The organism is Clostridium sp. Ade.TY, assembly GCF_000498355.1.
Taxonomy (GTDB): domain Bacteria; phylum Bacillota; class Clostridia; order Clostridiales; family Clostridiaceae; genus Clostridium.
This window is the reverse complement of sequence record NZ_AVSV01000021.1, coordinates 33,897-60,374: the sequence shown is the minus strand read 5'-3', so window position 1 is coordinate 60,374 and position 26,478 is coordinate 33,897. Positions and strand designations below refer to the sequence as shown.

30 protein-coding genes are annotated in these 26,478 nt (G+C 27.0%); 6 read left to right on the top strand and 24 right to left on the bottom strand.

Annotated elements, in window-relative coordinates; translation table 11 throughout:
• Nucleotides 1–31 precede the first annotated feature (31 nt).
• The 7 genes from O212_RS0107240 to O212_RS0107210 all read right to left on the bottom strand — a co-directional run bounded on the left by O212_RS0107240 (nt 32) and on the right by O212_RS0107210 (nt 4,650).
• The gene (locus tag O212_RS0107240) at nt 32–454 is read right to left on the bottom strand and encodes a flavodoxin (protein WP_024614454.1); all 423 of its coding nucleotides are present in this window, start codon (nt 452–454) and stop codon (nt 32–34) included.
• 111 nt (nt 455–565) lie between these two features.
• Entirely contained in the window at nt 566–1,228 is a 663-nt protein-coding gene (locus tag O212_RS0107235) for an amino acid ABC transporter ATP-binding protein (RefSeq protein ID WP_024614453.1), read from the bottom strand.
• Nucleotides 1,229–1,240: 12 nt separating this feature from the next.
• Entirely contained in the window at nt 1,241–1,879 is a 639-nt protein-coding gene (locus O212_RS0107230) for an amino acid ABC transporter permease (RefSeq protein ID WP_024614452.1), read from the bottom strand.
• Between the two features lies 1 nt (nt 1,880).
• Nucleotides 1,881–2,690, bottom strand: a complete 810-nt coding sequence (locus O212_RS0107225) for an amino acid ABC transporter substrate-binding protein (RefSeq protein ID WP_024614451.1) — start codon at nt 2,688–2,690, stop codon at nt 1,881–1,883.
• A 104-nt stretch (nt 2,691–2,794) separates the two neighbouring features.
• Nucleotides 2,795–3,127 carry a hypothetical protein gene (locus O212_RS0107220; RefSeq protein WP_024614450.1) on the bottom strand — a complete coding sequence of 111 codons (333 nt, stop codon included), beginning with the start codon at nt 3,125–3,127 and terminating at the stop codon, nt 2,795–2,797.
• Between the two features lie 144 nt (nt 3,128–3,271).
• Complete coding sequence (locus O212_RS0107215; RefSeq protein ID WP_024614449.1) at nt 3,272–4,216, bottom strand: SPFH domain-containing protein; 945 nt, start codon at nt 4,214–4,216, stop codon at nt 3,272–3,274.
• Nucleotides 4,216–4,650: an NfeD family protein gene (locus tag O212_RS0107210; RefSeq protein ID WP_024614448.1), complete on the bottom strand. Its 435-nt coding sequence runs from the start codon at nt 4,648–4,650 to the stop codon at nt 4,216–4,218. The genes O212_RS0107215 and O212_RS0107210 overlap by 1 nt, the downstream gene beginning before the upstream one ends.
• A gap of 259 nt (nt 4,651–4,909) precedes the next feature.
• Here O212_RS0107210 and O212_RS0107205 point away from each other — a divergent pair, with 259 nt between their 5' ends.
• Nucleotides 4,910–6,826, top strand: coding sequence for an NAD(+) synthase (locus O212_RS0107205; protein ID WP_278244694.1), 1,917 nt, complete (start codon nt 4,910–4,912; stop codon nt 6,824–6,826).
• Nucleotides 6,827–6,913: 87 nt separating this feature from the next.
• Here the strand turns inward: O212_RS0107205 and O212_RS0107200 are convergent, their stop codons facing one another.
• Together O212_RS0107200 and O212_RS0107195 are read right to left on the bottom strand one after the other, a co-directional pair.
• Entirely contained in the window at nt 6,914–7,291 is a 378-nt protein-coding gene (locus tag O212_RS0107200; RefSeq protein ID WP_024614446.1) for a PH domain-containing protein, read from the bottom strand.
• 59 nt (nt 7,292–7,350) lie between these two features.
• Complete coding sequence (locus O212_RS0107195) at nt 7,351–8,013, bottom strand: deoxynucleoside kinase (protein ID WP_024614445.1); 663 nt, start codon at nt 8,011–8,013, stop codon at nt 7,351–7,353.
• A 273-nt stretch (nt 8,014–8,286) separates the two neighbouring features.
• Here O212_RS0107195 and O212_RS0107190 point away from each other — a divergent pair, with 273 nt between their 5' ends.
• Nucleotides 8,287–9,858 carry a DEAD/DEAH box helicase gene (locus O212_RS0107190; protein WP_024614444.1) on the top strand — a complete coding sequence of 524 codons (1,572 nt, stop codon included), beginning with the start codon at nt 8,287–8,289 and terminating at the stop codon, nt 9,856–9,858.
• A gap of 20 nt (nt 9,859–9,878) precedes the next feature.
• Here the strand turns inward: O212_RS0107190 and O212_RS0107185 are convergent, their stop codons facing one another.
• From O212_RS0107185 to O212_RS0107155, 7 genes are all read right to left on the bottom strand, one after another.
• Nucleotides 9,879–10,817: an alpha/beta hydrolase gene (locus O212_RS0107185; protein WP_024614443.1), complete on the bottom strand. Its 939-nt coding sequence runs from the start codon at nt 10,815–10,817 to the stop codon at nt 9,879–9,881.
• A gap of 203 nt (nt 10,818–11,020) precedes the next feature.
• Nucleotides 11,021–11,161, bottom strand: a complete 141-nt coding sequence (locus O212_RS16660) for a hypothetical protein (RefSeq protein WP_160166407.1) — start codon at nt 11,159–11,161, stop codon at nt 11,021–11,023.
• Nucleotides 11,162–11,257: 96 nt separating this feature from the next.
• A complete protein-coding gene (locus O212_RS0107175) occupies nt 11,258–12,112 on the bottom strand; it encodes an NAD(P)/FAD-dependent oxidoreductase (RefSeq protein ID WP_029699236.1) in 855 nt (284 codons plus the stop codon).
• Nucleotides 12,113–12,123: 11 nt separating this feature from the next.
• Nucleotides 12,124–12,438, bottom strand: a complete 315-nt coding sequence (gene trxA / locus O212_RS0107170) for a thioredoxin (RefSeq protein WP_024614442.1) — start codon at nt 12,436–12,438, stop codon at nt 12,124–12,126.
• A 154-nt stretch (nt 12,439–12,592) separates the two neighbouring features.
• Nucleotides 12,593–13,264, bottom strand: a complete 672-nt coding sequence (locus O212_RS0107165; protein ID WP_024614441.1) for an ABC transporter ATP-binding protein — start codon at nt 13,262–13,264, stop codon at nt 12,593–12,595.
• Nucleotides 13,257–14,018: an ABC transporter permease subunit gene (locus tag O212_RS0107160; RefSeq protein ID WP_024614440.1), complete on the bottom strand. Its 762-nt coding sequence runs from the start codon at nt 14,016–14,018 to the stop codon at nt 13,257–13,259. The genes O212_RS0107165 and O212_RS0107160 overlap by 8 nt, the downstream gene beginning before the upstream one ends.
• Nucleotides 13,993–14,985 carry an MqnA/MqnD/SBP family protein gene (locus O212_RS0107155; protein WP_024614439.1) on the bottom strand — a complete coding sequence of 331 codons (993 nt, stop codon included), beginning with the start codon at nt 14,983–14,985 and terminating at the stop codon, nt 13,993–13,995. Before O212_RS0107155 ends, O212_RS0107160 begins: the two co-directional genes overlap by 26 nt.
• Before the next feature lie 209 nt (nt 14,986–15,194).
• On the opposite strand from O212_RS0107155, the gene O212_RS0107150 reads away from it, so the two are divergent.
• Nucleotides 15,195–17,807 carry a calcium-translocating P-type ATPase, PMCA-type gene (locus tag O212_RS0107150; protein ID WP_024614438.1) on the top strand — a complete coding sequence of 871 codons (2,613 nt, stop codon included), beginning with the start codon at nt 15,195–15,197 and terminating at the stop codon, nt 17,805–17,807.
• Nucleotides 17,808–17,834: 27 nt separating this feature from the next.
• On the opposite strand, the gene O212_RS0107145 is transcribed toward O212_RS0107150, so the two are convergent.
• Both O212_RS0107145 and O212_RS0107140 read right to left on the bottom strand, forming a co-directional pair.
• Entirely contained in the window at nt 17,835–18,668 is an 834-nt protein-coding gene (locus tag O212_RS0107145) for a S1-like domain-containing RNA-binding protein (protein WP_024614437.1), read from the bottom strand.
• 13 nt (nt 18,669–18,681) lie between these two features.
• Nucleotides 18,682–19,182 (bottom strand): gamma carbonic anhydrase family protein, encoded by a 501-nt coding sequence (locus O212_RS0107140; RefSeq protein WP_024614436.1) that lies wholly within the window; start codon nt 19,180–19,182, stop codon nt 18,682–18,684.
• 119 nt (nt 19,183–19,301) lie between these two features.
• Here O212_RS0107140 and O212_RS0107135 point away from each other — a divergent pair, with 119 nt between their 5' ends.
• Nucleotides 19,302–20,291, top strand: a complete 990-nt coding sequence (locus O212_RS0107135) for a hypothetical protein (protein WP_024614435.1) — start codon at nt 19,302–19,304, stop codon at nt 20,289–20,291.
• A 30-nt stretch (nt 20,292–20,321) separates the two neighbouring features.
• On the opposite strand, the gene O212_RS0107130 is transcribed toward O212_RS0107135, so the two are convergent.
• Nucleotides 20,322–20,645 carry a hypothetical protein gene (locus O212_RS0107130; protein WP_024614434.1) on the bottom strand — a complete coding sequence of 108 codons (324 nt, stop codon included), beginning with the start codon at nt 20,643–20,645 and terminating at the stop codon, nt 20,322–20,324.
• Between the two features lie 265 nt (nt 20,646–20,910).
• Between O212_RS0107130 and O212_RS0107125 the strand changes: the two genes are divergently transcribed.
• A complete protein-coding gene (locus O212_RS0107125; protein ID WP_024614433.1) occupies nt 20,911–21,378 on the top strand; it encodes an Lrp/AsnC ligand binding domain-containing protein in 468 nt (155 codons plus the stop codon).
• Nucleotides 21,379–21,449: 71 nt separating this feature from the next.
• Nucleotides 21,450–21,653, top strand: coding sequence for a DUF378 domain-containing protein (locus tag O212_RS0107120; protein WP_024614432.1), 204 nt, complete (start codon nt 21,450–21,452; stop codon nt 21,651–21,653).
• Nucleotides 21,654–21,701: 48 nt separating this feature from the next.
• Here O212_RS0107120 and feoB read toward each other — a convergent pair whose 3' ends face one another.
• The 5 genes from feoB to O212_RS0107095 all read right to left on the bottom strand — a co-directional run bounded on the left by feoB (nt 21,702) and on the right by O212_RS0107095 (nt 26,403).
• The gene (feoB, locus tag O212_RS0107115) at nt 21,702–23,708 is read right to left on the bottom strand and encodes a ferrous iron transport protein B (protein ID WP_024614431.1); all 2,007 of its coding nucleotides are present in this window, start codon (nt 23,706–23,708) and stop codon (nt 21,702–21,704) included.
• Nucleotides 23,709–23,725: 17 nt separating this feature from the next.
• Nucleotides 23,726–23,941: a FeoA domain-containing protein gene (locus tag O212_RS0107110; RefSeq protein WP_024614430.1), complete on the bottom strand. Its 216-nt coding sequence runs from the start codon at nt 23,939–23,941 to the stop codon at nt 23,726–23,728.
• Nucleotides 23,942–23,953: 12 nt separating this feature from the next.
• Nucleotides 23,954–24,172, bottom strand: coding sequence for a FeoA family protein (locus O212_RS0107105; RefSeq protein WP_024614429.1), 219 nt, complete (start codon nt 24,170–24,172; stop codon nt 23,954–23,956).
• 15 nt (nt 24,173–24,187) lie between these two features.
• The gene (locus O212_RS0107100) at nt 24,188–24,439 is read right to left on the bottom strand and encodes a hypothetical protein (RefSeq protein WP_024614428.1); all 252 of its coding nucleotides are present in this window, start codon (nt 24,437–24,439) and stop codon (nt 24,188–24,190) included.
• Nucleotides 24,440–24,657: 218 nt separating this feature from the next.
• A complete protein-coding gene (locus tag O212_RS0107095) occupies nt 24,658–26,403 on the bottom strand; it encodes a hypothetical protein (RefSeq protein WP_024614427.1) in 1,746 nt (581 codons plus the stop codon).
• Nucleotides 26,404–26,478: the final 75 nt, after the last annotated feature.

Below are 26,478 nucleotides of genomic sequence, written 5' to 3'. Positions count from 1 at the left end.
AGTGATTTTTTATTTTTATAATTTAAATTTATTATTTTGAGATCTTTCTTCCTAATTCAACTAAATTATTTAAGTCTTCTCCTTCTGGTTCCCCTTTTACAACTATACTTTTTTCTAAAAGTTCTGCCCCGTTGTCTTCCATTCTTTCTTCCCACTCAGTCATGAAGGCTCCTCCTCCCCAACCATATGAACCAAATAAAATCATTTTCTTTCCTGATACTTCTCCTTCTATTGATTCAATAAATGGTTCAACTTCTGTTTCCTCTAAGTTTTCAGCTCCCATAGCTGGTGAGCCTAAAAGAACTATATCACAATCTTTAATTTCATTTTCTGATGCTGAATCCATAGTAAATAAATTAACTTCTGCTCCATTCTCTTTTGCTCCACTAGCAATTAATTCAGCCATTTTTTTAGTATTTCCTGTTGATGAGTAATATATAACATTAATTTTCATAAATTCTACCTCTTTCTTTTCTAATTAATAATAATTATTTACTAATAATATATATCAACAACCAATCCTAGTCAATAGTTTTTATGAAAATTCTTATCATTTCACTCAGATTTATTTTAATTTTCCTTTATCCATAGTCAAAACTCTATCAGAAACATCTTTTGCAAAGTCTATGTCATGGGTAATTATCATTATTGAAATTCCTTCTTTATTTAATTTTTTTATTATATTAGAAACTTCTAATGTTGTTTCTGGGTCTAAAGCTGATGTAGGTTCATCAAAGCATAATATTTTAGGTTCCATAGCCAAAGCCCTTGCAATTGCAACTCTTTGTTTTTGTCCACCTGAAAGTTCATTTGGATAACTGTTTTCTTTTCCTTTCATTGATAGTTTTTCAAGAAGTTTTAGTGCTCTTTCTTTCGCCTCATCTTTATTTACTTTTAATACTTTTATAGGAGCCTCAATTATATTTTCCATAACTGTCATATGTGGAAATAAATTAAAATTTTGAAAAACTACGCCTATATCTTTTCTTATCTCTTTTAATAATTTACCTTCTGCATATTTTCCATCAGAACAGAACACTTTATTGTTTATAATAATTTTTCCATAATCACATTTTTCAAGTCCTGTTATACATCTTAATAATGTTGTTTTTCCTTCTCCAGACTTTCCAACTACAACGACAGTTTCACCTTTTTTTATATTTAAATCTAAATCTTCAAAAACATTATTATCTCCAAAATTCTTTTTTATTTTTAAAACATCTAACATAAAATTCTCTCCTTACTTGTAATAGTTATATTTTTTTTCTAATAACTTGAATACATTAGTTAATACTAAAACTAAAATAAGATATATTATTCCTACAGCTAAAAGTGGAACTAATGATGCATCCCTATTAGTTGCTATTTTCCCTACCATTAATATATCTTGAAGTCCTACTATGTAAACCAATGATGTATCTTTTACAAGTGTTATAATTTCATTTCCAATTGGTGGTATAACTCTTTTAAAAGCTTGTGGTAATATTATTCTTGTATATATATTAAATTCTGAAAGCCCAAGCATACTTGCTGCTTCAATTTGCCCTTCATCTATTGATTCAATTCCAGCCCTAAATATTTCCGCAAAATACGCTGCATAATTTAAAACAAAAGCAAAAACAGCTGCATCAAATCTATTAAATCTTATTCCTACTAAAGGTAATCCAAAAAATATAAATATAATTTGTAAAAGAAGTGGTGTTCCTCTCATAAGTAATATATAAATATCTATAATAAACTTACTAATCTTTGTTGCCTTAACTCTAAAAATTGAAATTAAAATTCCAAGAGGAATTGAAATTAGAGCCGTTAAAGCAAATATACTTAATGTAATTTTTAATCCATTTAATAACTGTGGTAATAACACTTCTATATTCATCTTAAATTTCTCCCTTTAATATAATATCTTTTCCAAACCATTTTTCTGATATTTTACTTGCTGTTCCATCTTTAATTACTTCTTTTAATCCATTATTTATTTCTTCTTGTAATTTTTTATCATCTTTTCTAATACCAACAGCAAAATCCTCTTCCCCAAAATTTTCTTTTAAAACTTTATATTTATCTTCTCCTCTAGCATTCATATAATATCTAGCCAAAACTTCATCGGCAACTACAGCATCAATTCTTTTTGCATCTAAATCCATAAGTGCATCATTATTAGATTGATAAGATATATAATTTTTACCATTTAAGCTATTTAAAAACTTTTTATCCTTTGAAATTGCATCTGATGCACTTGATGCAGCTTGTACTCCAACATTTTTACCTTTTAAATCATTTTTATTTTCAATCTTACTATTGCTTCTTACAATTATTACTTGCTTATCCCCTATATAAGGAATTGAAAATGCAACTTGTTTTTCTCTCTCCTTAGTAACAGAGTACCCATTCCATATTAAATCTATCTCTTTATTTCTAAGTTCAGTTTCTTTAGTTGTCCAATCTATAGGTTGAAAAACTATTTCCTTATTTATCTTTTTCCCTACAGCTTTTGCAAAATCTACATCGAACCCTGTAACTACACCTTTATCATTTTTAAATCCCATAGGAACGAAAGTATCATCATATCCAACTATAAGTTTATTTGTATCTTCTGTTTTATCATCTTGATTTAATAAATTAATTATAAAAATTCCGCTTAAAATTACTAATATCCAAATAAATATTTCTATTAAAACCTTTCTCATATTTCCCTCCTAAATCACTTTATTTATTTAATACTTTATCACGCTAAATTATTAAAGTCAATATATAAAAAATTAACTCCTAGAGTTAATTTTCACTCTTGGAGTTATTTATTAAGTAATTCCTTTAAAGTTCCGCTAACTTGTTCAGCATGCCCAACAACCGTATCGTTAACTTCTTTTTTAATGTTTTCTTTTTCTTTATCTAGTTCTTTTTTTATATCTTTATACTGATTTGATACTCTTTTAGCTTCATCTATTTCATTTTTAGCTTCTAATGTATCTGGTAAATCTAATTGTAAAGATATATCTTTTCCAGTTTCTTCTATATTGTTTTTTTCATTTTTAGCCACATCTACTTTTGTCTTATTATCTCCAGTACATCCTGCTAATATTCCAATAGATAATGTTAAAAACATAACTAATGTAAATTTTCTCATTGTATCCTCCTCACTTAAGATATTCTTAACTTGAGATATTATCATTTTATGATTTTATTTCCCAAGTTTTCAATAACCTTTAACTAAGTTTTACACAATGTTAATATAAAATCCCTAGAAATTCATATTTCTAGGGATTTTATTCTAATTATTACTATCTTTTAACATTTCTCCTATTGCAGCTATACTTCCAAGTGATGATAAAGTCTCATTTGGTAATATAAGTTTATTTGCTGGATTTGTTGCCATTTCTTTTAATGCTTCAACTTGTTTTAATGCTATTACTCTTTCATCAGTTCCTGATTCTATAATAGCAGCATTTATTTTTCTAACAGCTTCTGATTCTGCTTTTGCTATTTCTTCTATAGCTTTTGCTTTACCTTCAGCCTCCAATAATTGAGATTCTTTTAAACCTTCTGCTCTTCTTATTTGAGCTTCTTTCTCTGCTTCTGCTTGTAATATCTTAGCTTGCTTTTCACCTTCTGCCTTAGCAATTTGTGATTGTCTTAAACCTTCAGCTTGAAGTATCATAGCTCTCTTATCTCTTTCAGCCTTCATTTGCTTTTCCATAGCATTTTGGATTTCTGCTGGTGGAATTATGTTTTTTATTTCTACTGATAATATTTTAATACCATACGCATCAGTAATTTCATCAATTATAGTAAGTAATTCTTGATTTATTTTATCTCTTCCTGATAAAACTTCATCTAATGACATATTACCTATTAAATTTCTTATATTTGTTGTTGCTGAATAAATTATACCTGATTTAAAATCTTCTATATTATAAACTGCATCTTTTGCATTTAAAAGTTTATAGAAAATAACATTATCTACTGAAATATTAACATTATCTTTAGTTATAACATTTTGTGGTGGTACATCAATTATTTGTTGTTTTGTAGAAACCTTCTTTCTTACAAAATCAGCAAACGGAATAGTAACATGCCATCCTGGTTCTAATACCCTATTAAATTGTCCAAATCTTTCTACTACATATAAATAACCTGTATTTACTATTTTAATTGATGATATTATAGTTATTAATATTAATAACACTATTATTATTGAAACTATTATTAAAGCCATTATTTTTCCTCCTTAAATCCTTTTATTTTAAATTTATTTCCCTCAATACCTGTAATTATAAATTTTTCACCCTTTTTTATTTCTTTACCTTCATTTATAGCAGACCAATAAACTCCCCCAACTTTTATCATAGCTGTTTCTGCTATATTTTTTTCTGCCTCGAATTTCATGCCAATATAACTTTCCTCCATAGTTTGAGTTCTAGTTAAAGAAACTTTAAATTTTTTCTTAGCCCAAGGATATCCAATTCCAATTGCTATAACACTAACTACTCCAAACATAATTATTTGAATTAAAAAACTTATGCCGAAGATATTTAAAAACATAGCTGTTATTGCCCCAAGTCCTATCCATGAAAATAGAAAAGCACTAGTAGCTAAATCTATTCCCACCATAGCAACAGCAATTATTATCCAAAATATAGTTAAAGCCATTAATATCCCTCCTTTTTAAAATTTATATGCTTTTTTAAATTAAATATCCTTAGAAATATATAATTTAATTATAATTAAATTATATATTTAAACTTACACTTTTTCAAATTACCCCCAAACACTTTAAAGGTTATTTAATACCATTTAAAGTGTATTTATAAATCATTTCTTCTGTTTTCATTGATTTTCTAATATTTTCATCTTATTATTGTTATATGTAAAGTAAAAGCTAATATTAAATATAAAATATATAACGGAGATGATAAATATGGATTTTATAAAAATAGCTTCAGCTTGTCCAAAGACTAAAGTCGCTGATATTGAATATAATGTTAGTCAAATTATAAATTGCATGAACATTGCTAAAGAAAACTCTGCTAAAGCTATAGTTTTCCCTGAACTTAGTGTAACTTCATACTCATGCGGTGATCTTTTTCTTCAAGATAGATTATTAAATGAAGCTTTAAAGGGCTTAGTTGAAATAATGCTTGAAACTTCTAATACTGATATGATTACTATAGTTGGTGCTCCAATTTTAGATGACTGTATACTTTATAATTGTGCTGTTATCTTATTTAAAGGTAAAATTCTTGGAATAGTTCCAAAATCATATATACCAAACTATAGTGAATTTTATGAAAAAAGATGGTTTAGTGAAGGTGTTTCTATTACAAATAGAACTATAAACTTACCTTTTCAACAAGATATACCTTTTGGTACAGATCTTATCTTCACTTGTGATAATATAAGCTTTGGATGCGAAATATGTGAAGATTTATGGGTAACTATACCTCCAAGTTCATATCTTTCATTATTAGGTGCAAATTTAATATTTAACCTTTCAGCTTCAAATGAATTGGTTTCTAAAGCTGATTACAGAAAAGACTTAATTAAAAATCAAAGTGCTCGTTCAATTTGTGCTTACGTATACTCTTCTGCAGGAGTATTTGAATCAACAACTGATCTTTTATTTAGTGGTCATTTATTAATAAGTGAAAATGGAACTTTATTAAAGGAAAATGAAAGATTTCAAAGAGAAAATGAAGTAATTTATGCAGATATAGATACATTTAGATTAAAAGCAGAAAGAATGAAAAATTTAAGTTTTAGAGATTCTTCAAAGTTTACTCCATTTAAAGCAAGAAAAATTTATTTTGATTTTGATTCAACAGAAAATAAATATTTTGATAGATTTATTGATAAACATCCATTTGTTCCTTCAAAAAAATCTGAAATGGAAGCTAGATGCAAAGAAATATTTAATATACAATCAGCTGCTTTAGCTAAAAGATTAGAGCATGTAAATTCTAATAAAACAGTTATAGGAATTTCTGGAGGCTTGGATTCAACACTTGCTTTACTTGTTATTGTTAAAACATTTAAGCTTTTAAATATTGATAATAAAAATATTATTGCTATTACAATGCCAGGCTTTGGTACTACAGATAGAACATATAATAATGCTTTAACTTTATGTAAAGAACTTGGTTGTGATTTAAGAGAAATAAATATTGTTAATGCTAGTCTTCAACATTTTGAAGATATAGGTCACGATAAGGAAATACATGATGTTACTTATGAAAATGTTCAAGCAAGAGAAAGAACTCAAATACTTATGGATTTAGCAAATAAAGAAGGAGCCATTTTAGTTGGTACTGGAGATCTTTCAGAACTTGCCCTTGGATGGTGTACATATAATGGAGACCATATGTCAATGTACTCTGTTAATCCATCAATTCCCAAAACATTAGTTAGATATTTAGTAAATTATGTTGCAAATAATGAATCAACTGAAAAGGTTAAAGAAACTTTAATTGATATATTAAATACTCCTGTTAGTCCAGAGCTTCTTCCAAAAGATAAAACTACTGGAGAAATAACACAAAAAACTGAAGATATAGTAGGTCCTTATGAACTGCATGATTTCTTCCTTTATCATTTTATAAAGCATGGCTCATCTAAAGAAAGAATTTTATTCTTGGCTGAACATGCATTTAAAGATGAATACTCAAAAGAAACTATAGAAAAATGGCTAGATAAATTTTTATGGAGATTTTTCTCTCAACAATTTAAAAGAAGTGCTTTACCTGATGGACCAAAAGTTGGAACAATTTCCTTAAGCCCTCGTGGTGACTGGAGAATGCCATCTGATGCATCAGTTAATTGTTTTAAATAAAAAAAATATAATCTTAATTTAAAAATGAACCCAAATGCTATTTAAATTTATATAACATTTGGGTTCAAATATTTATATCTATTTTTATTATCTACAAACTGCTTGTGCTAAAAAAGCTTGTATTTCATATATATTAACACCTTTAGTAAATTGTTTTTCTATAGGTTCTGCTGTACCTGAAATCCAAATTTTAAGTTCAGAATCTAAATCAAAATGTCCTGATGATTCTATGGAAAAATGAGTTATACTTTTATAAGGTATACTATGGTACTCTACTTTTTTACCAGTAGCTCCTTGTACATCCACCATTATAAGTCTTTTATCTGTAAATATAAGTGTATCTCTTATAAGTTTATATGCTTTTTCAACATTTTCTCCATTCCAAAGTAATTTACCAAAATCTTTAATAACACTTTCTCTTGAAATTTCAGAAGCATTTCCTAATATTCCACCTAATAATCCCATCTCTCACATCTCCCTTTTAAAATATAAAAATATTATATCATTTTTAATATTATATAATATTAAATTTCTTCCTTTTCTCTAACTTCATTAACCTTAGCTTGTACTAATTTTATAAGTTCTTCTTTGTCTTCTTCACTATTAACTACATCCATTCTATCCATATCTATAATTAACACCTCAGAAGCTTTATAATGATTTTCAACCCATGCATCATAATCTTTCCATAAAAATTCATAGTATTCTCTTAAATCATCATCTATTTCAAATTCTCTTCCTCTAAGCTTAATTCTATTTAATACTGTTTCAAATGAACCTTTTAAATACACCATAATATCTGGAGCTTTCTTTGGTAATTCTTCTAACTCCTCCATCATATTATTTAAAAGATTCTCATATATTGACATTTCAAGTTCTGATATTCTACCAAGTTCCATATTTTTTTTAGCAAAATACCAATCTTCATATATTGATCTATCTAAAACATTATTATTATGAACTAATGCATCTTTTATACTTTTAAATCTAGTATTTAAAAAATATAATTGTAAAAGGAATGGATATCTCTTCTTCTGTATCTCTTCTTCGCTTTCACTGTAGAATAAAGGCAATATAGGATTATCATCTACACTTTCATAAAATACATCTGAATTAAAATGCTCTCCTAATATTTTTGCCACTGAACTTTTTCCAAGTCCTATCATTCCACCAACAACTATCAACATATCTCACCTATCCTTATAAATTTATCATTACAAAAATCGTCTATCTATAAGAATACAAATTTTATCTTTTTAAGTCAATATATTTTTATCCTATATTTTTAATAGTATTATTTTCATACAATTTTATCCATGGATATTATGTAATAGATTACTTATTTAAATATTTTAAACTTCCTTTACAATTGTATGTTTTATAAGCTATACTTAGTAGGTTGATAATAATTGTACGGTACAAATATAAATATTCAAATTTACAAACGAAGGGAAATTTAAATGAACGATTTAAAATTTAAAGATTTAAACTTAAGAGAAAGTATACTGAAAGCTATAGATGATTTAGGATACGAATCACCATCTCCAATACAAGCTCAAAGTATACCATTAGCGACAGAAGGATACGATTTAATTGGGCAGGCTCAAACTGGAACTGGAAAAACTGCAGCTTTTGCTTGTTCAATACTTAATACTTTTGAAAGAACTAAAGGTGTAGGTGCATTAATTCTTACTCCTACAAGAGAGCTTGCTATACAAGTTTACGAAGAACTTAACAAGCTTACTAAATACGATAAAATTAAAGTATTACCAGTGTACGGTGGAGATTCAATAACTAAACAAATAAAAGCTTTAAGCCAACAAGTTGATATAGTTGTCGGTACTCCAGGTAGAGTTCTTGACTTAATTAGAAGAAAGAAACTTAACTTAAGCAAAGCTAATTATTTAGTTTTAGATGAAGCTGATGAAATGCTTAATATGGGATTCATAGATGATATTGAAAGTGTTATAAATGAACTTCCAGAAGAACGTCAAACATTACTATTCTCAGCTACAATGCCACCTCAAATAAAAAAACTAGCTAACAAATATATGAAAAAAGATGCTAAACATATAGAAATTAAAAAAGTTGCTATGACAGTATCTAAAATTAAACAACAATATTTTGAAGTTAGTCCTAAAAATAAATTTGAAGCATTATGCAGAGTTTTAGATTTTGATACACCTGAAATAGCTATAGTTTTCTGTAAGACTAAAAAAGGTGTTGATGAGTTAGTTCAAGATATGCAATCTAAGAACTATGTTGTTGAAGGAATGCACGGAGATATGTCTCAAGCACATAGAATGAAAACTTTAAAGAGATTTAAAGAAGGTTCATTAAACTTCTTAGTTGCAACTGATGTAGCTGCAAGAGGAATAGACGTTGAAGGTGTTACACACGTTATAAACTACGATCTTACTCAAGATGTTGAAAGCTACGTTCACAGAATCGGAAGAACTGGTAGAGCAAATAGAGAAGGTACTGCTTACTCATTCGTTACTCCAAGAGAAAACAGAATGATGAGAGACATAAAGAGAGTTACTAAAGCTAACCTTACAGAAGGTACTATACCTACTGTTGACCAAATAGTAGAAAAGAAATTATTTAATAAATTCTCAAATATAGAGGGAATATTAGAAAATAAAGCTTACAAAAAATATTTACCTTTAGCAGAACAAATAGCTGATAACTTTAACCCTGTTGAAGCTATTGCAGCATTACTTAAAATGCAATTCGATAATGAAATGTCATTTGATTATAAAGAAAATTCTTTATCTACTCCAAAATCAGAAGATGTTAGATTATTCTTCTCAATTGGTAAGAGAGATAAATTAAATGCTAAAACATTAGTTAAATTTATTGTTGATAGAGCTAAAGTTAACGGATCTAAAATAAATAAAATAGATATACTTGAAAACTTTTCATTCGTATCTGTTGAGCCTGATATATCAACAAAAGTTATTAATAAATGTTCTGGTATAAAACTTAACGGTAGAAGAGTTAATATTGAAGTAGCTACAAAAAGAAGATAAAAAATAAAGCGATGATGTTTTCAATCATCGCTTTTTTCTTTTAATTTTTCTGCTAATTGTAAAAACTCATGCAATTCACTTATATACTTATCTTTACACATATCATAACAATTCATATGAATAGCACCCTCAACTATCAATATTTTATCAAATTCTTTATTTCTTAATTTAAACATTTCTTCACTCATTCTAACTGGAACTGTCTCATCTTTAGTTCCATGAACAAAAAATATAGGTATATCAATATCTTTTATATCTTCAATAGGAGATACTTTATTAAAGTCAAATTTACATAATATTTTTGTTTTAATGTTAAGTAATTGATATAATGGGAAAAATGGAATTCTGGTTTTTTCTTTTATTTGATATTTTAATATTTCTTTTCCACTTGAATATCCACAATCAGCTATTATAAAATCTATATCTTTTTTATATCCACCATACATTAAGGAAGTTGCAGCTCCCATTGATTGACCATGCAATCCAACAAAAGCATTATTTTTCAATTTATTTTTTAATATTTTAACCCATAAAGCTAAATCTTCTTTTTCATAAACTCCATATGTAGCATATTTACCTTCACTCATTCCATGACTTCTAACATCTATAAGCAAAACGTTAAATCCCTCATTAAAAAACATCTTTATAAAAGGTAAATGAACAAAATGATTTGCAGTATATCCATGAACTAATATTACTCCCTTATCTCCATTTTTATGTTTTTCATAATAGTAACCCTTAAGTTTATACCCTTCCTTTGATATACATTCTAACTCCTCATAATTTGATTTATCAATTAGTCTTTTTAGCTCTTCATTATAAATACCTCTGTTTTTTAAAACTTCAATGGCCTTATTTTCATCTTTTCTTTCTCTTAATATAGAATTATTAAATGTATATTGTACAACTAAAATAATTGAAACTATAACTAATATAATTAATACTAAAATTAATTTCACTTAAATGTCCTCCAAATATTATTTTATAAAGTATAAAATTTAATTTTACCACACAATTTAATTATCAATACATAACTACTATTTTAATGATTATTATTAATTTATATTTTATACTTTTATATACATAAAAAAAGAGTAGTTCTTAAACATAATAACTACTCTCTTTTAACTCTGATATTCAATCATAAGTAAGTCCTTTCTTTTTAAAAGCTATCTTTATGAGATAATTTTTCTGATAATTCCTTAAGCTCAAATAAACTTAATTTTGAAAGACTTTGTCTACTATACATATTACTTTTTGTAGCTTGTCTTATTTTTGAAATAAATTTTTCTCTATAATTCATATACTCTCCTCCCTTCAAAAATGATTATAAGTTATATTATACACACTAATATATCAACGTCAATAAAAAAAGTGCCAGAAATTCTGACACTTTTTTCTAACCTAAGTACGCAGCTGCACTAAGAGCCGCTATATTACCTTCTCCAGCTGACTTTATATATTGATAAGGCTTACCAACACAGTCTCCGGCTGCAAAACATCCTTTGATATTTGTCTTCATAAGTCTATCAACCTTTATGTGTCCGTCTTCAATTTCAAGTCCTGGAACTAGTTGTGATGGTGGTACTGCATTTTTTAATACAAATACTCCATCTGTTTCTATTTCTTTATTTCCATTTAAAATAACCTTAGAAACTTTATTATCCCCAACTATTTCAACTGGTTTATCATCTATTATAGTTATACTATCATTTAACTTATAGTCTCCTTTATACATAGGTATAAAAAATACTTCACTGGCTAATTCACTTACAAAATTAGCCTCTTCTTCACCTTCTTTTGTATAACTTATAATAGTTACTTTCTTACCTTTATAAAGAGGTGCATCACATGTTGCACAATAACCTACTCCTCTACCCAAAAACTCAGTTTCTCCCTTTAAAGGTTTCGTATATTCAATACCAGTTGCTAATATTACACTCTTAGCTTCATACATCTTTTGGTTAACCATTAAAGTAAAATAATCACCCATAGCATAAATATTATTTATTCTTTCATTAGTTATTGAAATTTCCATTCTATCTAAATGCTTTTTAAACTCTTCTAAAAGGTCTTTTCCTGTTCCTTGAGAAAATCCTAAATAATTATTTACTTTTGGTGCTTTTTCTAGTTTATCACTTAAATTTTCGCTCCCAAAAATTACAAATGACTTATTTCTTATTTTTGCATTTAATGCTGCTGATAATCCTGCCGGTCCACTACCTACTATTGCGATATCATATCTTTCGCTCATATTAAAGCCTCTTATTTATTTCTTTCTATTAAAGCTTTAATTTGTTCTTTTGGTAAGAATCCTACAACAGTATCTACAGCTTTTCCATCCTTAAATACTTTTAATGTTGGAATACTTTGAATTCCATAAGTACTAGCTACTGATGGACTTTCATCTACATCTACTTTTACAAATTTTATATCTGTCATTTCTGATTCTAAATCTTCTAAAACTGGAGCTACCATTTTACATGGTCCACACCAAGTTGCAAAAAAGTCAACTAAAACTAATCCTTTTGAATTTAAAACTTCTTCATTAAAATTGTTATCACCTATATGTCTTGGCATAATTTATTCCTCCTCATTATACCCCTTAGGGGTATTGTCTTTTTTCTTATAATACTCTTTTTTTCCTTAATAGTCAATACTATTTTTAGCTATTTACCTTTTATTATTCCAAAGTTAATTTATGTAAAAAACTAGCTATAAATATAGCTAGTTTTTATAATAATTTTATTATATTATCTTTATTTTTTTCTAAATCTTCTTCAAATATTCCTTTTATTTTCAATGGTGAATCTCCAACTACTATAACTTTTCCTTGAAAATAAATACACTCATCAACATCATGAGTTACAAATATTATTATTCTTCTATCATGTTTAAATATTTCTTTAAACTCATGCATTATTGAATACTTAGTTTTATAATCCAATGATTTAAATGGTTCATCCATAAGTATTACATCTGATGGCTTTCCAAGTGCTCTTCCAATGTTAATTCTCTGCTTCATTCCACCACTTAAATTATCTGGATATAAGTTTTTCCAATCTAATCCATCAACCTTTTTAAGTATTTCATCTATTTTTTCATCAAGTTCTTTTAAATTATAATAATTTATAAGTGATAATTTTAAATTTTCATATACTGTAAGCCAGGGTATTAATCTATCCTCTTGAAATATATAGCTAACATTTTCTATATTAGCCCCAATAACTTCTCCTCCATCAGCCTTTAAAAGTCCTGATATTATATTAAGTATTGTACTCTTTCCTTTTCCTGACTCTCCAATTAAGCAGTTAATCTTATTATTATCAAAAGCAAATTTAAAATTATCTAATACTAATTTTTCACCAAACTTTTTGCTTATATTTTCTAATATTACTTTATGCATCTCTTTGCCACCTATAATATTTTCCTGTTAAAAATTTATTAAAAAGCTCAAATAAAATTGATATTATAGCTATAATAACTATCCATGCAAATATACCTGGAGTATTAAAATTTACTTTTTCTAGTTGAACAGCAGATCCTATTCCATATTTAGGCTGTCCATGTACTTCTCCAGCTATTACTACTTTAAAGGCTAAAGATATAGTTGGTACTAAAATTTTTAATATATAAAATATTATATTTGGTATATAAACTTTTCTTATTTTATATACTTTTGGTATTTCATATATTTTCATCATTTCATCTAACTTCTTATCATTTTTAGTTAATGTATTAACTATCCCGTCGTAAAGTATAGGAAATACTATAGCTATTCCAACAATAAATGGTGCATTATCTTTATCAAACCATATAAGTGCTAATACTACTAACACTAATGTTGGTATTGTTTTTCCTATAGAATTTAATGGTTTCAATAAATTATTTATAAAGGGGTACATGCTAGATAGTACCCCAATTATAATAGCCGCCAAAAGCGCTATAACAAAACTTATTACAGTTCTATAAAAGCTTGATGCTACAATTAGAAGAAAATCTTTTTTTGTTACAATTTCTTTTAATGATTTTATAACTTCCTGAAGTTTTGGAAGATAAATATCATTATTAATATAAATTGCAATAACTTGCCATATTATTAGTAATAATACTATTCCTAATAAAACTTGTAACTTAGTCTTCCATGTAAATTCCTTCATTTATTGCTTTTCCACCTACTGATTTTTTATCAAATCCATATAATTTTTTAAAATATACATTATATTCATTTTTAGAATCATCAATTGATACATATTTTAAATTAGCTTTTCCCATAGCTTTTCCTATTATATTTTTATTAGCTGATACTCCTACAGCTTCTGAAATTTCACCTATAGAATCTTTATTTTTAACTGCATATTCAACACTATCATCTAATTTATCTAAAAATTCATCTACAAATTCTTTATCATTTTTTATTAAGTCTTCTTTTACTATTACAGTAGCTTGAGGGAAACCATATTTTGATTTGTTTTGTTTTTTCCACTCTTCGTTTAAATTAAGAATTATATTTAATTTTTTCTTAGCTAAAACTTGACTTAAAGCTGGTTCTGGAACAACTGCAAATTTAGCTTTTCCTGATAATATAGTTGGTGCAAGCTCTTGAACACCATTTAAGTAAGTAAAGTTAAAATCTTTATCTACATTAAATCCTAATCCTTTTAATATATCTCTTGTTACTATGTCAGGTGTAAGACCTTTTCCTATATTATATATATCTTTTCCTTTTAAATCTTTTATATTTTTAACATTTTCTGTTGATACTAAATAAAAAGATCCCCATCCAGTTGTTGCTGCAATTTTATACTTAGCTCCTTTATTGTATTGTATTGCTGCAAGATTTGAAGGAACTATTGCTATATCAGGTTCTCCCTTCATAACTGCTGTTGATAAAGTTTCTGGAGTTTTCTCTATAGTATAACTAACATTATATCCATCTTTTATTTTAGGATTATCTTTTATAAGTTTTGCAGCTCCAATAGCTGGCAAACCATCTGGAATGTCAACCTTTATTTCTTTAACTTGTTTTTGAGTTTCAGTCTTAGCACTATTTTCAGTTTTTCCACATCCAATTAATACAAAAATTGATAATACTGCTAATAATATTGCTGTAATTTTTTTCTTCATATTATCTCCTCCTCATTTTAATATTATTTCTTTTTTATATAAATAAATGCTAGTTTTAGTTTTAGAAAACTTTTCACTTTAAGTTAAATTATATCAAAATTTTATTACTAACTCTATAAAATTACCATGTATTTATTTTCATTATTTTGATTACCATATATTTAGTAGCTGTTTTTATTAAAAATCATAGTCTGTATTGAGGTGATAAAATGTATAAAAAAAGTATTAATTCCGTCTTACAGGAATTCTCTACTGATAAAAATAATGGATTATCAGATGAAGAAGCCAAAAGACGAATAGAAAAAGATGGTCCTAACAAACTTTCTACCAAAAAACCTAAAACCATTTTTAGTATTTTCCTCTCCCAAATAAAAGATGCCATGATATATATACTTATAGGTGCTGCAATAATATCAGCTTTAATGGGAGAATATAGCGACTCTATAATAATATTAATAGTAATTTTTATAAATGCAATTATTGGTGTAGTTCAAGAGTCAAAGGCCGAAAAAGCACTTTCTGCCCTTAAAGAATTATCTACCCCTAAAGCCCTAGTTAAACGTAATGGGAATATTATTGAAATACCATCTGAAGATGTTGTAATTGGAGATATTATAATAATAGATGCTGGTAGATATATCCCTTGTGATTTAAGACTTATTCAAACCGCTAATTTAAAAATAGAAGAATCTGCTTTTACTGGTGAATCTTTACCTTCAACTAAAAATGCTGATAAAGTATTTTCTGAAGATATACCTGTTGGTGACAGATCTAACATGGCATATATGTCTACATTAGCTACTTACGGAAGAGGCATTGGCGTATGTATAGCTACAGGAATGAATACTGAAATTGGTAAAATCGCTAAAATGATTGAAGATGAAGATGAAGAATTAACTCCACTTCAAAAAAAATTATCCAATCTTGGTAAAATACTTGGAATTGCTGCTGTTATTATTTGTTTACTTATTTTTGGAATTGGACTAATTCAAGGAAGAGATTTATTTGAAATGGCTTTAACAGCCATAAGTTTAGCTGTTGCTGCAATACCTGAAGGTCTTCCTGCAATTGTTGCAATTGTTCTTGCTCTTGGCGTTCAAAGAATGATTAAACAAAATGCAATAATTAAAAAATTACCTGCTGTTGAAACTTTAGGTTCAGTAAATATTATTTGTTCAGATAAAACTGGTACATTAACATTAAATAAAATGACTGTTAGAAAAATATTTGATAACACAGATTTATTAGATGCATCAAATATTAAAGATATAAATAATAACATAAACCTATTAATAGAAACAATGGTATTATGTAATGATGCAACATCATCTGATAAAGGTGCAACTGGTGACCCTACTGAAATAGCACTTTTAGATATAGGTGTTAAATTCAACTATTTTAAAGATGATTTAAACTCAAACTATACTAGAGTTGATGAAGTTCCTTTCGATTCTGATAGAAAACTTATGAGTACAGTAAATAAATATAATGATAATTATAGAGTTCATACAAAAGGAGCAATAGATTCTTTATTTAAAGTTTGTAATAAAATTTTATTAAATGGTGAAATTAAAGATTTAACTGATGAAATTAAAAATGAACTTTTAAGAAAATCAAATGAAATGTCAGATGAAGCATTAAGAGTTTTAGGAGCTGCATATAAAGATGTTCCTTCAAAAAATATAGAAATTTCTAATATAGAAAAAGATTTAATTTTCTTAGGATTAATGGGTATGATTGATCCTCCAAGAGAAGAAGTTAAGGATTCCATTGAACTTTGTAAAACTGCTGGAATTAGAACAATAATGATTACCGGAGATCATAAAAACACAGCTTATGCTATAGGTCACGAACTTGGAATATCAAATAATTTTGATGAATGTATTATGGGTAGTGAATTGGATAACATGTCTGATGAAGAACTTAAAAGTAATATAAATAAATACAGAATATTTGCTAGAGTATCTCCAGAGCACAAAGTAAAAATAGTTAAAGCATTTAAATCTCACAATAATATAGTTTCAATGACAGGTGATGGTGTAAATGATGCTCCATCATTAAAAGCTGCTGATATAGGTGTTGCTATGGGTATTACCGGCACTGATGTTGCTAAAGGAGCTGCTGATATGATATTAACAGATGATAACTTTACAACTATAGTAAAAGCGGTAGAAGAAGGTAGAAACATATATGCAAACATAAAAAAATCTATATCATTTTTACTATCTTGTAACTTTGGAGAAATTGTAGCTTTGTTTATTGCAATACTTTTAAATTGGGTAGCTCCTCTTCAACCAATTCATATTTTATGGGTTAATTTAATAACAGATAGTTTCCCTGCCCTTTCACTTGGAGTTGATCCTTTAGATGAAGGTGTTATGAAAGATCCACCAAGAAATCCAAAAGAAAGTATTTTTACAAAAGATACAATAATTTCTTTAATTATAAATGGATTATCAATTGGTGCAGTTACTTTAATTGCTTTTAAAATGGGGCTTAATTATTATAAAGATTCAACAGTCCATGCTCAAACAATGGCATTTGTTGTCCTTAGTGTATCCCAACTTTTCTTATCTCTTTCAATGAGAAATAATAAAAAATCTATATTCCAAATTGGAATATTTAAAAATAAATATTTATTACTTTCTATACTTTTAGGAATAGTTCTTCAGATATCTATAATATCAATACCAGTCCTTGCATCAGTATTTAAAGTATATTCTTTATCATTTAATGATTTTATTTTTGTATTTTTAATTTCTCTTGTTCCTTTAATCATTAATGAAATTAGTAAATTAATTTTACGTATAGGATATAAATAAAAAAAGTGAGCAAATTGCTCACTTTTTTTATTTTTTTAACTTAGTACCTTCTGAATTTTGCTCTATTAATCCTTCTTTCATAAGTCCACCTAGAGCCATCTTAAAGTAATTTTTGCTCGTCTTAAATACTTCTCTAATTTCTTCTGGATTAGATTTATCATTATATGGCATTACTCCACCATTTTGCTTTAAATAATCTAATATAGTTTCTTGAATTTCTGATCTTGCATCTAATCTTTTCTTTCTTGTTGTAAGACCAATTGTTCCATCTTCATATATCTTTTTAACTCTAGCCTTAAGAACTTGACCTGGATATATAGTTTCTATATGTTCGTTTCCTAATATTATTCCTCTATATTTTCCATCTATCGCAACCTTTATAGTTGTTGATGAACCTTTACCATATGATATAACTTCAACTTCATCATCAACATTAAAGCCTTCAGCTTGATCTAAATAATCATCTACTTCAGTAGTTGCTGCAAGTCTTCCAGTCTTATCTAAATAAGCATAGAAAAGATATTTTTTACCAACTAAAAGTTTAAATCTTTGCTCTTTCATTGGAATAAATAAATCTCTTTCTAATCCCATATTACAAAAAGCTCCAAAATCATTTTGATGAACAACTTCTAAGTACGCAACTTTTCCAACCTCAATTAATGGTTTTTTCATAGTTGCAACAGGTCTATTATTAGAATCCATATATGTAAATACTTCTACGTAATCACCTAAATTAATTTCTGCACCATTTAAAAGTGCCTTAGGTAATAATATTTCATTACCCTTTTCATCTTTTAAGAAAAATCCGAAATCTCTTTCTTTTACCACTTCAAGATTATTATATTCTCCTATTTTTATCATTTTTCCTCCTAAGTTAAATATATTCTTTACTAATTTCAATATAATGGTTAGCTGACTCTTTTATACCTTCTATTTCTTCTTCTGTTAACTTTCTAACTGCCTTTGCTGGATTTCCTATAATAAGAACTCCTTCCTCAAATGTTTTGTTTTGAGTTACAAGTGCACCTGCTCCAACAATAGAATTTTTAGATATTTTAGCTCCATTTAAAATTATAGAACCCATTCCAACTAAAACATTATCGCCTATATTACATCCATGTACTATAGCACCATGACCAATAGTTACATTATCACCAACATATGTTTCAAAATCTGTATCTCCATGTAAAACACAATTTTCTTGAATATTAGTTCTATCTCCAATTTGTATTTTACTCATATCCCCTCTTAATCTAGCTCCAAACCAAATGTTACAGTTTTCTCCTATAGTAACATCACCTATTATATCAGCACTTTCTGATATATAAACACTTTCGTTAATTTTAGGCTCAATTCCTCTAAAACTTTTTATCATAATATTCTCATCTCCATTTTAACTGTTTATATTATTTTATCATTTAAATAAATTATTGTCATTATTTTATCCTATATACAACTATATATAACTATAATCAATTTTAAAGGTAATAAATAATGGGTAAAAAATCTTATAATAATCTTTTAAGTCCAAGACAAATTAATATATTTTATGGAATACCAAATGCTTATACTTCTTATTCTATTGGTAAGGTTTCTCCTTATGAAGCCTTTAGTTATTGCTATCATAATAAGCTAAATTTTTTAATCACTACAGATCAAAATAATTTTTTCAAAGATTTTATGCAAAACTCAAGTAAATGGTCATCTCTTCAAAAAACAAGCCAAAAATTTTATAAAAAACATGAAAGCTTTATACCCCTTATAGGATTTGAAGCCAAAACTATCCCTTATGGTGATATGTATATTGTTAACTCTAAATCTTATTTTTTAGGTGAAATTAAAGATATAAATTTATTAATATTATGGATGCTTAGAAATCATGATGCATTTTTAATAATGAAAAGCCCTCTAAAAACAACTGTATCACTACCTTATAATCCAATTTTAAATAATATTATAACTTCAATTGAGATTTGTAGTGGTGAATTTTCCAAAAGGTATAATAGACGTGAAAACTATTATTTTATGCTTTTAGATAAAGGTTGGAAACTTGGTGCTGTAAATAGTCAAAATAATAAAGATTTGAATTTTGGAGATTTTGATAACTTAACTGGAATTGTATGTACAAAATTTAATAAAGAAAATTTAGTAAATGCATTTAGAAAGAGACACACTTTTTCTTCAGAAAGTAGAAGCTTAAAACTTTACTTCTTTGCAAACAATACTTTTATGGGCGGAATATTAAATAAATCATTTTCCTCTTTAAAATTTTCTATAATTTTAGAAGATCCTTATTTTAAAATAGATAAAATAGAAATAATAACAAATGGAGGCACTGTTCTTCACTCAATAGATAATATAGAACTTCATAAAATTAAATATATCTATGAACATAATATAGAAAATAATGAAAAATGGTTTTTAGTAAAAATATATCAAGAAGACAATAGAATTGCTATAAGTTCTCCTATATTTGTAGAATAAAAAAATCCAAAGTTCTTACTTTGGATTTTTTTATTTCTTTAAATGTTTAGCTCTATTTGGTTTAGCTTTTGGCTTAATAACTATTTTCTTATCTATTTTGGGACCACCAGTTTGATGTATGTCCATAAACCATAAGAAAGATACGATTATAATAACTGTTATAGCTAAACTTCCCCATTGATTTTTCACAACTCCAAATATTTGAATAATAAATAATACAATTGCTACAGCTAATGGTATAAACTTGTTTATACGAATTTTGGGAAATACAAATTTCTTACAAAGAGCGTATACCCCAAGTATTATTGCTATCATTACTACGATATATAATATTTGTAAAACTATATTTAGCATTTTGCTTGCCCTCCTATTTTTAGCTATATAAATATCTTAATTTAATTTGCAAATCTTTTCAAGTGTAAAGGTTAAAAGATTAACTTTTTTTAAATTTATATTTAATTACCCTCTAAATAGGTACTTTCTTATTAAAATAATAATATTTCTTTAAAATTTTAAACATTTATCATTTTTACCTTTCTGAATTATATATTTTTTGATAGAATATATTTTGACTATAGAGTACATAACATTTATAGATTATTATCCAAGAGGTGGTTTAATGGCTGTAAATACACATTTACAATTAGACGATTTAGATTTACAAATATTAGATTTATTAATAAAAGACTGTAGAACACCATATTTAGAAATAGCTAGAATATGTCACGTAAGCGGTGGTACTATTCACGTTAGAATGAAGAAGATGGAAGATATGGGTATCATTAAAGGAACTCGTATAATTCTTAATCTTCCAAAACTAGGCTATGATGTTTGTTGCTTTGTTGGTATATATGTTGATAAAACATCATCATTTGATACTGTTATAGAGCAAATTCAAAGTATTACTGAAGTTGTTGAACTTCACTTAACTACTGGTAACTATTCAATGTTTGCAAAATTATCATGTAAAAACATCGAAGATTTACAAAATATATTATTGAATAAAATTAATAATATATCAGGTATTCAAAGAACTGATACGTTCATATCTCTATCTCAACCAATAGATAGAAATATAACTCTTTAAAACTTAGTATAATTCTTCCTTAAATAGTTAAAAATATTATAGACAAAATTTATTTTAAGGAAGTGTTTATTATGAAATTTCTTGATACCTTAGCACTTTTATTAGTCATAATTGGTGCAGTTAACTGGGGATTAATTGGATTCTTCCAATTTGATCTAGTTGCTACTTTATTTGGAGATATGTCTGCAATAAGTAGAATTATTTATTCCATTGTAGGTATTGCAGGACTTTATGCTATTTCTTTCTTTGCAAAAAGCAGATATATACATGATTAATAAAAAAAAGATAAGGTAGATTATTTTTAATCTACCTTATCTTTTTTATTATCTAAATCCTAAAAGTAAACCAACTTGGTAAACTATAGTGGATACTATTAATGCAACTATAAATGTTCCTACAGCAGCAAAGATAGTCCATTTTAAAGAATTTGTTTCTCTCTTTATTGCTCCAAGTGCTGCAAGGCAAGGAGTAAATAAAAGTGTCATTACCATATATGACATAGCTGAAAGAGGTGTAAAATGTGCAGCTATCGCTGTTGTAAGTTCAGCGCCTTCTGAAACTCCAGCGTATAACATTCCAAGTGTTGCAACAACTGTTTCCTTTGCAATTATTCCAGAAAAAAGTGCTACCGATGCTTGCCAAGTTGCAAAACCTGCTAATGCGTAAATTGGTGCTATAAATGTACCTATTCTACCTAAAATTGAAGCCTCTCCATATTGCTCTACTCCAAATGGAAGTACAGATAATAACCAAATAACTATAACTGCTGGGAATATTATAACTCCTGCCTTTTTAGCAAAAGCCCCTCCCTTTTCCCAAGTTAAAGTGAGTACATTTTTAATTGAAGGTACTCTATAACTTGGAAGTTCCATTACAAAGTATGATGTTTCCCCTTTAAATATAGTTTTACTTAATATTTTTCCACAAATTAATGCTATAATAATTCCTAATACATAAAGACTTATAAGAATAAGTGCTGCATGCGTTTGGAAAAATGCGTCAATAAATACTACATATATAGGAAGTCTAGCACCACAAGATACAAATGGATTTATAAGTATTGCAATCATTCTATCTTTTTTACTCTCTAAAGTCCTAGTTGCCATAATTCCAGGAACATTACATCCAAATCCTATTATCATTGATACAAATGTTTTTCCATGTAATCCTAATGATTTCATAATTTTATCCATAATATATGCAGCTCTTGCCATATATCCACTATCTTCTAAAAGCCCCATTAATAAATACATAACCATAATAAGGGGTAAAAAACTAAGGACAGCCCCAACTCCCGCAAATACTCCACCACTAACAAAACCAGTTAAAAACTCTGGAGCTCCTATAACTTCAAGTTTTCCTACGACAAAAGTCCCTAAGTTTTCAATTAAACCAGCAACCCATTCTTGTAAAAAGCCTCCTATTTTAAAAGTGATATAATATAAAATATACATAATTACAGCAAATATTGGTATTCCTAAAAATTTATTTGTAACTATTTTATCAATTTTATCTGATAATGTTTTTGTAGAATTTTTAGGCTTATTTAAAATACCTTTAGTTATATTATTTATATAACTATATCTATCATCAACTATAGCCATTTCTGGATCTATTCCCTCTAATTCTGTATATTCTTCAATTAACTTATTTGATAAAACTATAATATCATTTAAACCTTTTTCATCTATGTAACTTTTTACGTAATTATCATTTTCTAATAATTTCAATGCTATCCAATCTGATTCATAATCAAAATTATTATTTGAACAATTAATTTTATCTTTTATAACAGTTACCTTATTTAATAAATTGTCATTTAAATTTAAATTTTCTTTTTCTTCCTTTTTAAAATTTATTGCTTTCTCTATTAATTCTTCTATTCCTACTTTTTTAGTAGCTACAGTTTCTACAACTGGTATACCTAATCTTTTTGATAATTCCTTTGAATTTATTTCAATACCTTTTTCCTTTGCACTATCCATCATATTAAGAGCTAGTACAACATTTGCTCCAAGTTCTAATAATTGAACCGTTAAATATAAATTTCTTTCTAAATTTGAAGCATCTACAACATTTATAACTACATCTGGTTTTTCTTTTATAATATAGTCTCTTGCAACTATTTCATCTTCGGAGTATGCACCTAAACTATATGTCCCTGGTAAATCAATAATAGTATATTCGTTATTTTTATATTTTAATATACCTTCTTTCTTTTCTACAGTTACTCCTGGCCAGTTACCTATACGTTGCCTTGATTTAGTTAAAATATTAAATATGCTACTCTTACCACAATTAGGATTACCTGCTAAAGCTATTTTCATTATTTATATCCCCCTAAATATTATTCTGATAGTATCTTTTGTGCCATCATTTTACTAATTGCAAACCTTGATCCGCTTACTCCCAAAATCATATAATCCCCATCATTTTTTATTATTTCTACTAAGCTTCCTTTACTTATTCCCATTTCATTAATTCTTTTGCTAAATTTATCATCAATTTTAATATCTTTTATCTTTACCCTTTTCCCTTCTTCCATAAATGTTATTGGAATCATATAATTTCCTCCTTATATTAAAATGGCATCAGCCTCTTCTTTTCTTAAAGTTAATTTATAACCTCTAACTATCACTTCTATTGGATCTCCAAGTGGTGCCTTCCCTGTTACTTCTATTAAAACTCCCGGAGTTATTCCCATATCCATAAGTCTTCTCTTTACTAAACTTTCCTTATTAAGCCCTTTAACAATTATTTTTTCTCCTATATTTAAATTTCTTATTTTATCCATATATACCACCTCATCTTATTTAATTAATTTTAATCCTTTACTTGTAACCTCCCACTTTATTATTGGATTAAGAATCTTATCGCTACATCCACAACTACATCCTTTACATTTTTCAGCTGAACAACTTTCTCTTTTTATGTACCCTCCACTTTCTAACTTCTTTTTATATTCACTTGCAATATCCTCACTTATATCTAATGCTTTAGCTATACCTTCAACTGAAAAATCATTATTTTTATAAATATAATTAATTATTTCTTTAATCAAAAAAGCACCTCCTTGATAATGATTATCACTATTTATAATATATTCAATTTCCATTTCTCTGTCAATTCATAAAATTGCTAATATATTTAAATTATCTTTTAAATACTCTAATTAAACTATAAATACTTTAAAATATATATCAATTGAAATTAATTATCATTAATTAAAATAAAAAAAGCCTAGACTATATAAAATAGCCTAAGCTTTTTATTTTTTATTTATAATTTTTTAATTTCTTCAAATAACTCTAAAGCTGCTTCTCTAGGACCATCTTTTTCTTGACCATTAACACCTAAACAAGTTCTTATTTGACCTACTTTAATTTTTGATTTAAACATAGCATCAAAATAGCTATCTAATAACTTATTAGTTTCTTCTTGTTTTTGTGCAGGTCCAAATGGATTTGCGAAGTATGATTCAACTAATCCTGTTTCTGATGTAGTTCCTTTTGCCATTCTTGCACCAGATTTAAATACTTTTATAGCTTCTTTAGGATCATTGAAGTAACTTATTGATTTTTTACCTTCTTCGACTTTTTCATAATTATTTGCATAATAGAATAAATCTACTTTATATCCTTCTATGATAGCATTGTATGGAGCTACTGGAACAACTAATCTTGCATTTATTTTATCTGGATTCATAAATATACTTCTATCCATTTCTTTAAATGCATAACCTTGATCTAAATCATCAAGTCTAACAAAAGCACCTATTTCTGTTCCATATCCATATATATTACCATCTTTAAGCTTAAATGTTCCCATATCATCAAATATTATAGTCATATCTGATATATATTCTTCACTTAAAGTTCTAAATGCCTCTAAACTTTCTGATTTTCCAGCACCACTATCTCCCATTATTGCTACATTAGCTGTTTTTCCATCTTTTAATACTATATTAACCATAGCACCATGTATTGGAAGATTTCCTCTTTTTATCATTATTAAATTATGAAGAGTTAGTGTCATTTTCTTCATATAGCCAAAATAATCAATTTCATCTGAATAACTAACATATCCAAGCATTATATCATTTTGTTCATCATCATAAAATACAGTCTTAGGATCTTTATCTTCTCCTCTTCCACCAAATACATAAATCATATCTGGTTTTCTACCTCTACACTCTTCTTTTCTAGCCATTTCAAAAAGATTACATAAAGTAATTCCATGTTCCATAAAATCTCTATGGAAGTATATATAAGCTAAAAGTTCTCCAACTTTTGCTGGATAACAGAACCAATGATCTTTACTCATTCTAGAATACTTTAATGGATTCTCTTTTGTTTCACTAAACATACCTGTTCTAGTATTTCTCTTTGGATATGTTATAAATGGAGTTTCTAATAAAATACTATCTATAAATGGTATTTCCTCTAAAACTTCATATCCCTTTGGAATAGGCCATATTATATCATTTATCATAATACATGAATTTCCACCTGCTGGTATTTGTCTAAATACCTTTGGTTGAACTCCTAAAACATTTTTTTCTATCTTTCTATAGAAACGTAAAATTAATTTTGATAAACCATCATTTGCTTCAGTAAAGCTTACTTGTGCTAATCCATTTTCTACTTTTCCACCATGTATCAATGTATATCTTTCAAGTCTTCTCCAAAATAAATAAAATTCTTCTACAAATCTTATGAATTCATCTTTCTTTTCTAATAGCCCTTTATACTCAGAATTAAATTCACATATTTCTTCCACACTCATAACTGTTAAAAACTTTAATATTTTAGATAAATTATCTCTTAATACACTAGTTTCTCCACTATTTAAGCCTGTTTTTAAATATCTATAACTTAACGAATTTTTTCTTTTAGCCACCCTTAAATAAGATTCTAATACTCTTCTAAAACCTTCACTTTCTAATAAAGATTCAAATGTTTTACAGTATTTAGCGGTAAAATTAATTATAACTTTATCATTGCTTATTGAAAACTCTTTTTGCATATCTTTGCCCCCTCATGAAATTTTCTCGACGTAAAAATTGCATTTTTTCTTAAATTTCATTAATTTAAACTCATT

Excerpts from the sequence above, each read along its gene's own strand:
- O212_RS0107125 (WP_024614433.1), top strand. The coding sequence starts at position 20,911 with ATGGCTGTAAATACACATTTACAATTAGACGATTTAGATTTACAAATA.
- O212_RS0107155 (WP_024614439.1), bottom strand. The coding sequence starts at position 14,985 with ATGAAGAAAAAAATTACAGCAATATTATTAGCAGTATTATCAATTTTT.
- O212_RS0107140 (WP_024614436.1), bottom strand. The coding sequence starts at position 19,182 with ATGATAAAAAGTTTTAGAGGAATTGAGCCTAAAATTAACGAAAGTGTT.
- O212_RS0107235 (WP_024614453.1), bottom strand. The coding sequence starts at position 1,228 with ATGTTAGATGTTTTAAAAATAAAAAAGAATTTTGGAGATAATAATGTT.
- O212_RS0107215 (WP_024614449.1), bottom strand. The coding sequence starts at position 4,216 with ATGGCTTTAATAATAGTTTCAATAATAATAGTGTTATTAATATTAATA.
- O212_RS0107190 (WP_024614444.1), top strand. The coding sequence starts at position 8,287 with ATGAACGATTTAAAATTTAAAGATTTAAACTTAAGAGAAAGTATACTG.
- O212_RS0107095 (WP_024614427.1), bottom strand. The coding sequence starts at position 26,403 with ATGCAAAAAGAGTTTTCAATAAGCAATGATAAAGTTATAATTAATTTT.
- O212_RS0107210 (WP_024614448.1), bottom strand. The coding sequence starts at position 4,650 with ATGGCTTTAACTATATTTTGGATAATAATTGCTGTTGCTATGGTGGGA.
- O212_RS0107165 (WP_024614441.1), bottom strand. The coding sequence starts at position 13,264 with ATGCATAAAGTAATATTAGAAAATATAAGCAAAAAGTTTGGTGAAAAA.
- O212_RS0107225 (WP_024614451.1), bottom strand. The coding sequence starts at position 2,690 with ATGAGAAAGGTTTTAATAGAAATATTTATTTGGATATTAGTAATTTTA.
- trxA (WP_024614442.1), bottom strand. The coding sequence starts at position 12,438 with ATGCCAAGACATATAGGTGATAACAATTTTAATGAAGAAGTTTTAAAT.
- O212_RS0107195 (WP_024614445.1), bottom strand. The coding sequence starts at position 8,013 with ATGTTGATAGTTGTTGGTGGAATGATAGGACTTGGAAAAAGTTCAGTG.
- O212_RS0107130 (WP_024614434.1), bottom strand. The coding sequence starts at position 20,645 with ATGCTAAATATAGTTTTACAAATATTATATATCGTAGTAATGATAGCA.
- O212_RS0107200 (WP_024614446.1), bottom strand. The coding sequence starts at position 7,291 with ATGGGATTATTAGGTGGAATATTAGGAAATGCTTCTGAAATTTCAAGA.
- O212_RS0107145 (WP_024614437.1), bottom strand. The coding sequence starts at position 18,668 with ATGATAAAAATAGGAGAATATAATAATCTTGAAGTGGTAAAAGAAAGA.
- O212_RS0107205 (WP_278244694.1), top strand. The coding sequence starts at position 4,910 with ATGATAAATATGGATTTTATAAAAATAGCTTCAGCTTGTCCAAAGACT.
- O212_RS0107120 (WP_024614432.1), top strand. The coding sequence starts at position 21,450 with ATGAAATTTCTTGATACCTTAGCACTTTTATTAGTCATAATTGGTGCA.
- O212_RS0107150 (WP_024614438.1), top strand. The coding sequence starts at position 15,195 with ATGTATAAAAAAAGTATTAATTCCGTCTTACAGGAATTCTCTACTGAT.
- O212_RS0107230 (WP_024614452.1), bottom strand. The coding sequence starts at position 1,879 with ATGAATATAGAAGTGTTATTACCACAGTTATTAAATGGATTAAAAATT.
- O212_RS0107105 (WP_024614429.1), bottom strand. The coding sequence starts at position 24,172 with ATGGATAAAATAAGAAATTTAAATATAGGAGAAAAAATAATTGTTAAA.
- O212_RS0107160 (WP_024614440.1), bottom strand. The coding sequence starts at position 14,018 with ATGAAGGAATTTACATGGAAGACTAAGTTACAAGTTTTATTAGGAATA.
- O212_RS0107135 (WP_024614435.1), top strand. The coding sequence starts at position 19,302 with ATGGGTAAAAAATCTTATAATAATCTTTTAAGTCCAAGACAAATTAAT.
- O212_RS0107175 (WP_029699236.1), bottom strand. The coding sequence starts at position 12,112 with ATGAGCGAAAGATATGATATCGCAATAGTAGGTAGTGGACCGGCAGGA.
- O212_RS0107240 (WP_024614454.1), bottom strand. The coding sequence starts at position 454 with ATGAAAATTAATGTTATATATTACTCATCAACAGGAAATACTAAAAAA.
- O212_RS0107220 (WP_024614450.1), bottom strand. The coding sequence starts at position 3,127 with ATGAGAAAATTTACATTAGTTATGTTTTTAACATTATCTATTGGAATA.
- O212_RS0107110 (WP_024614430.1), bottom strand. The coding sequence starts at position 23,941 with ATGATTCCAATAACATTTATGGAAGAAGGGAAAAGGGTAAAGATAAAA.
- O212_RS16660 (WP_160166407.1), bottom strand. The coding sequence starts at position 11,161 with ATGAATTATAGAGAAAAATTTATTTCAAAAATAAGACAAGCTACAAAA.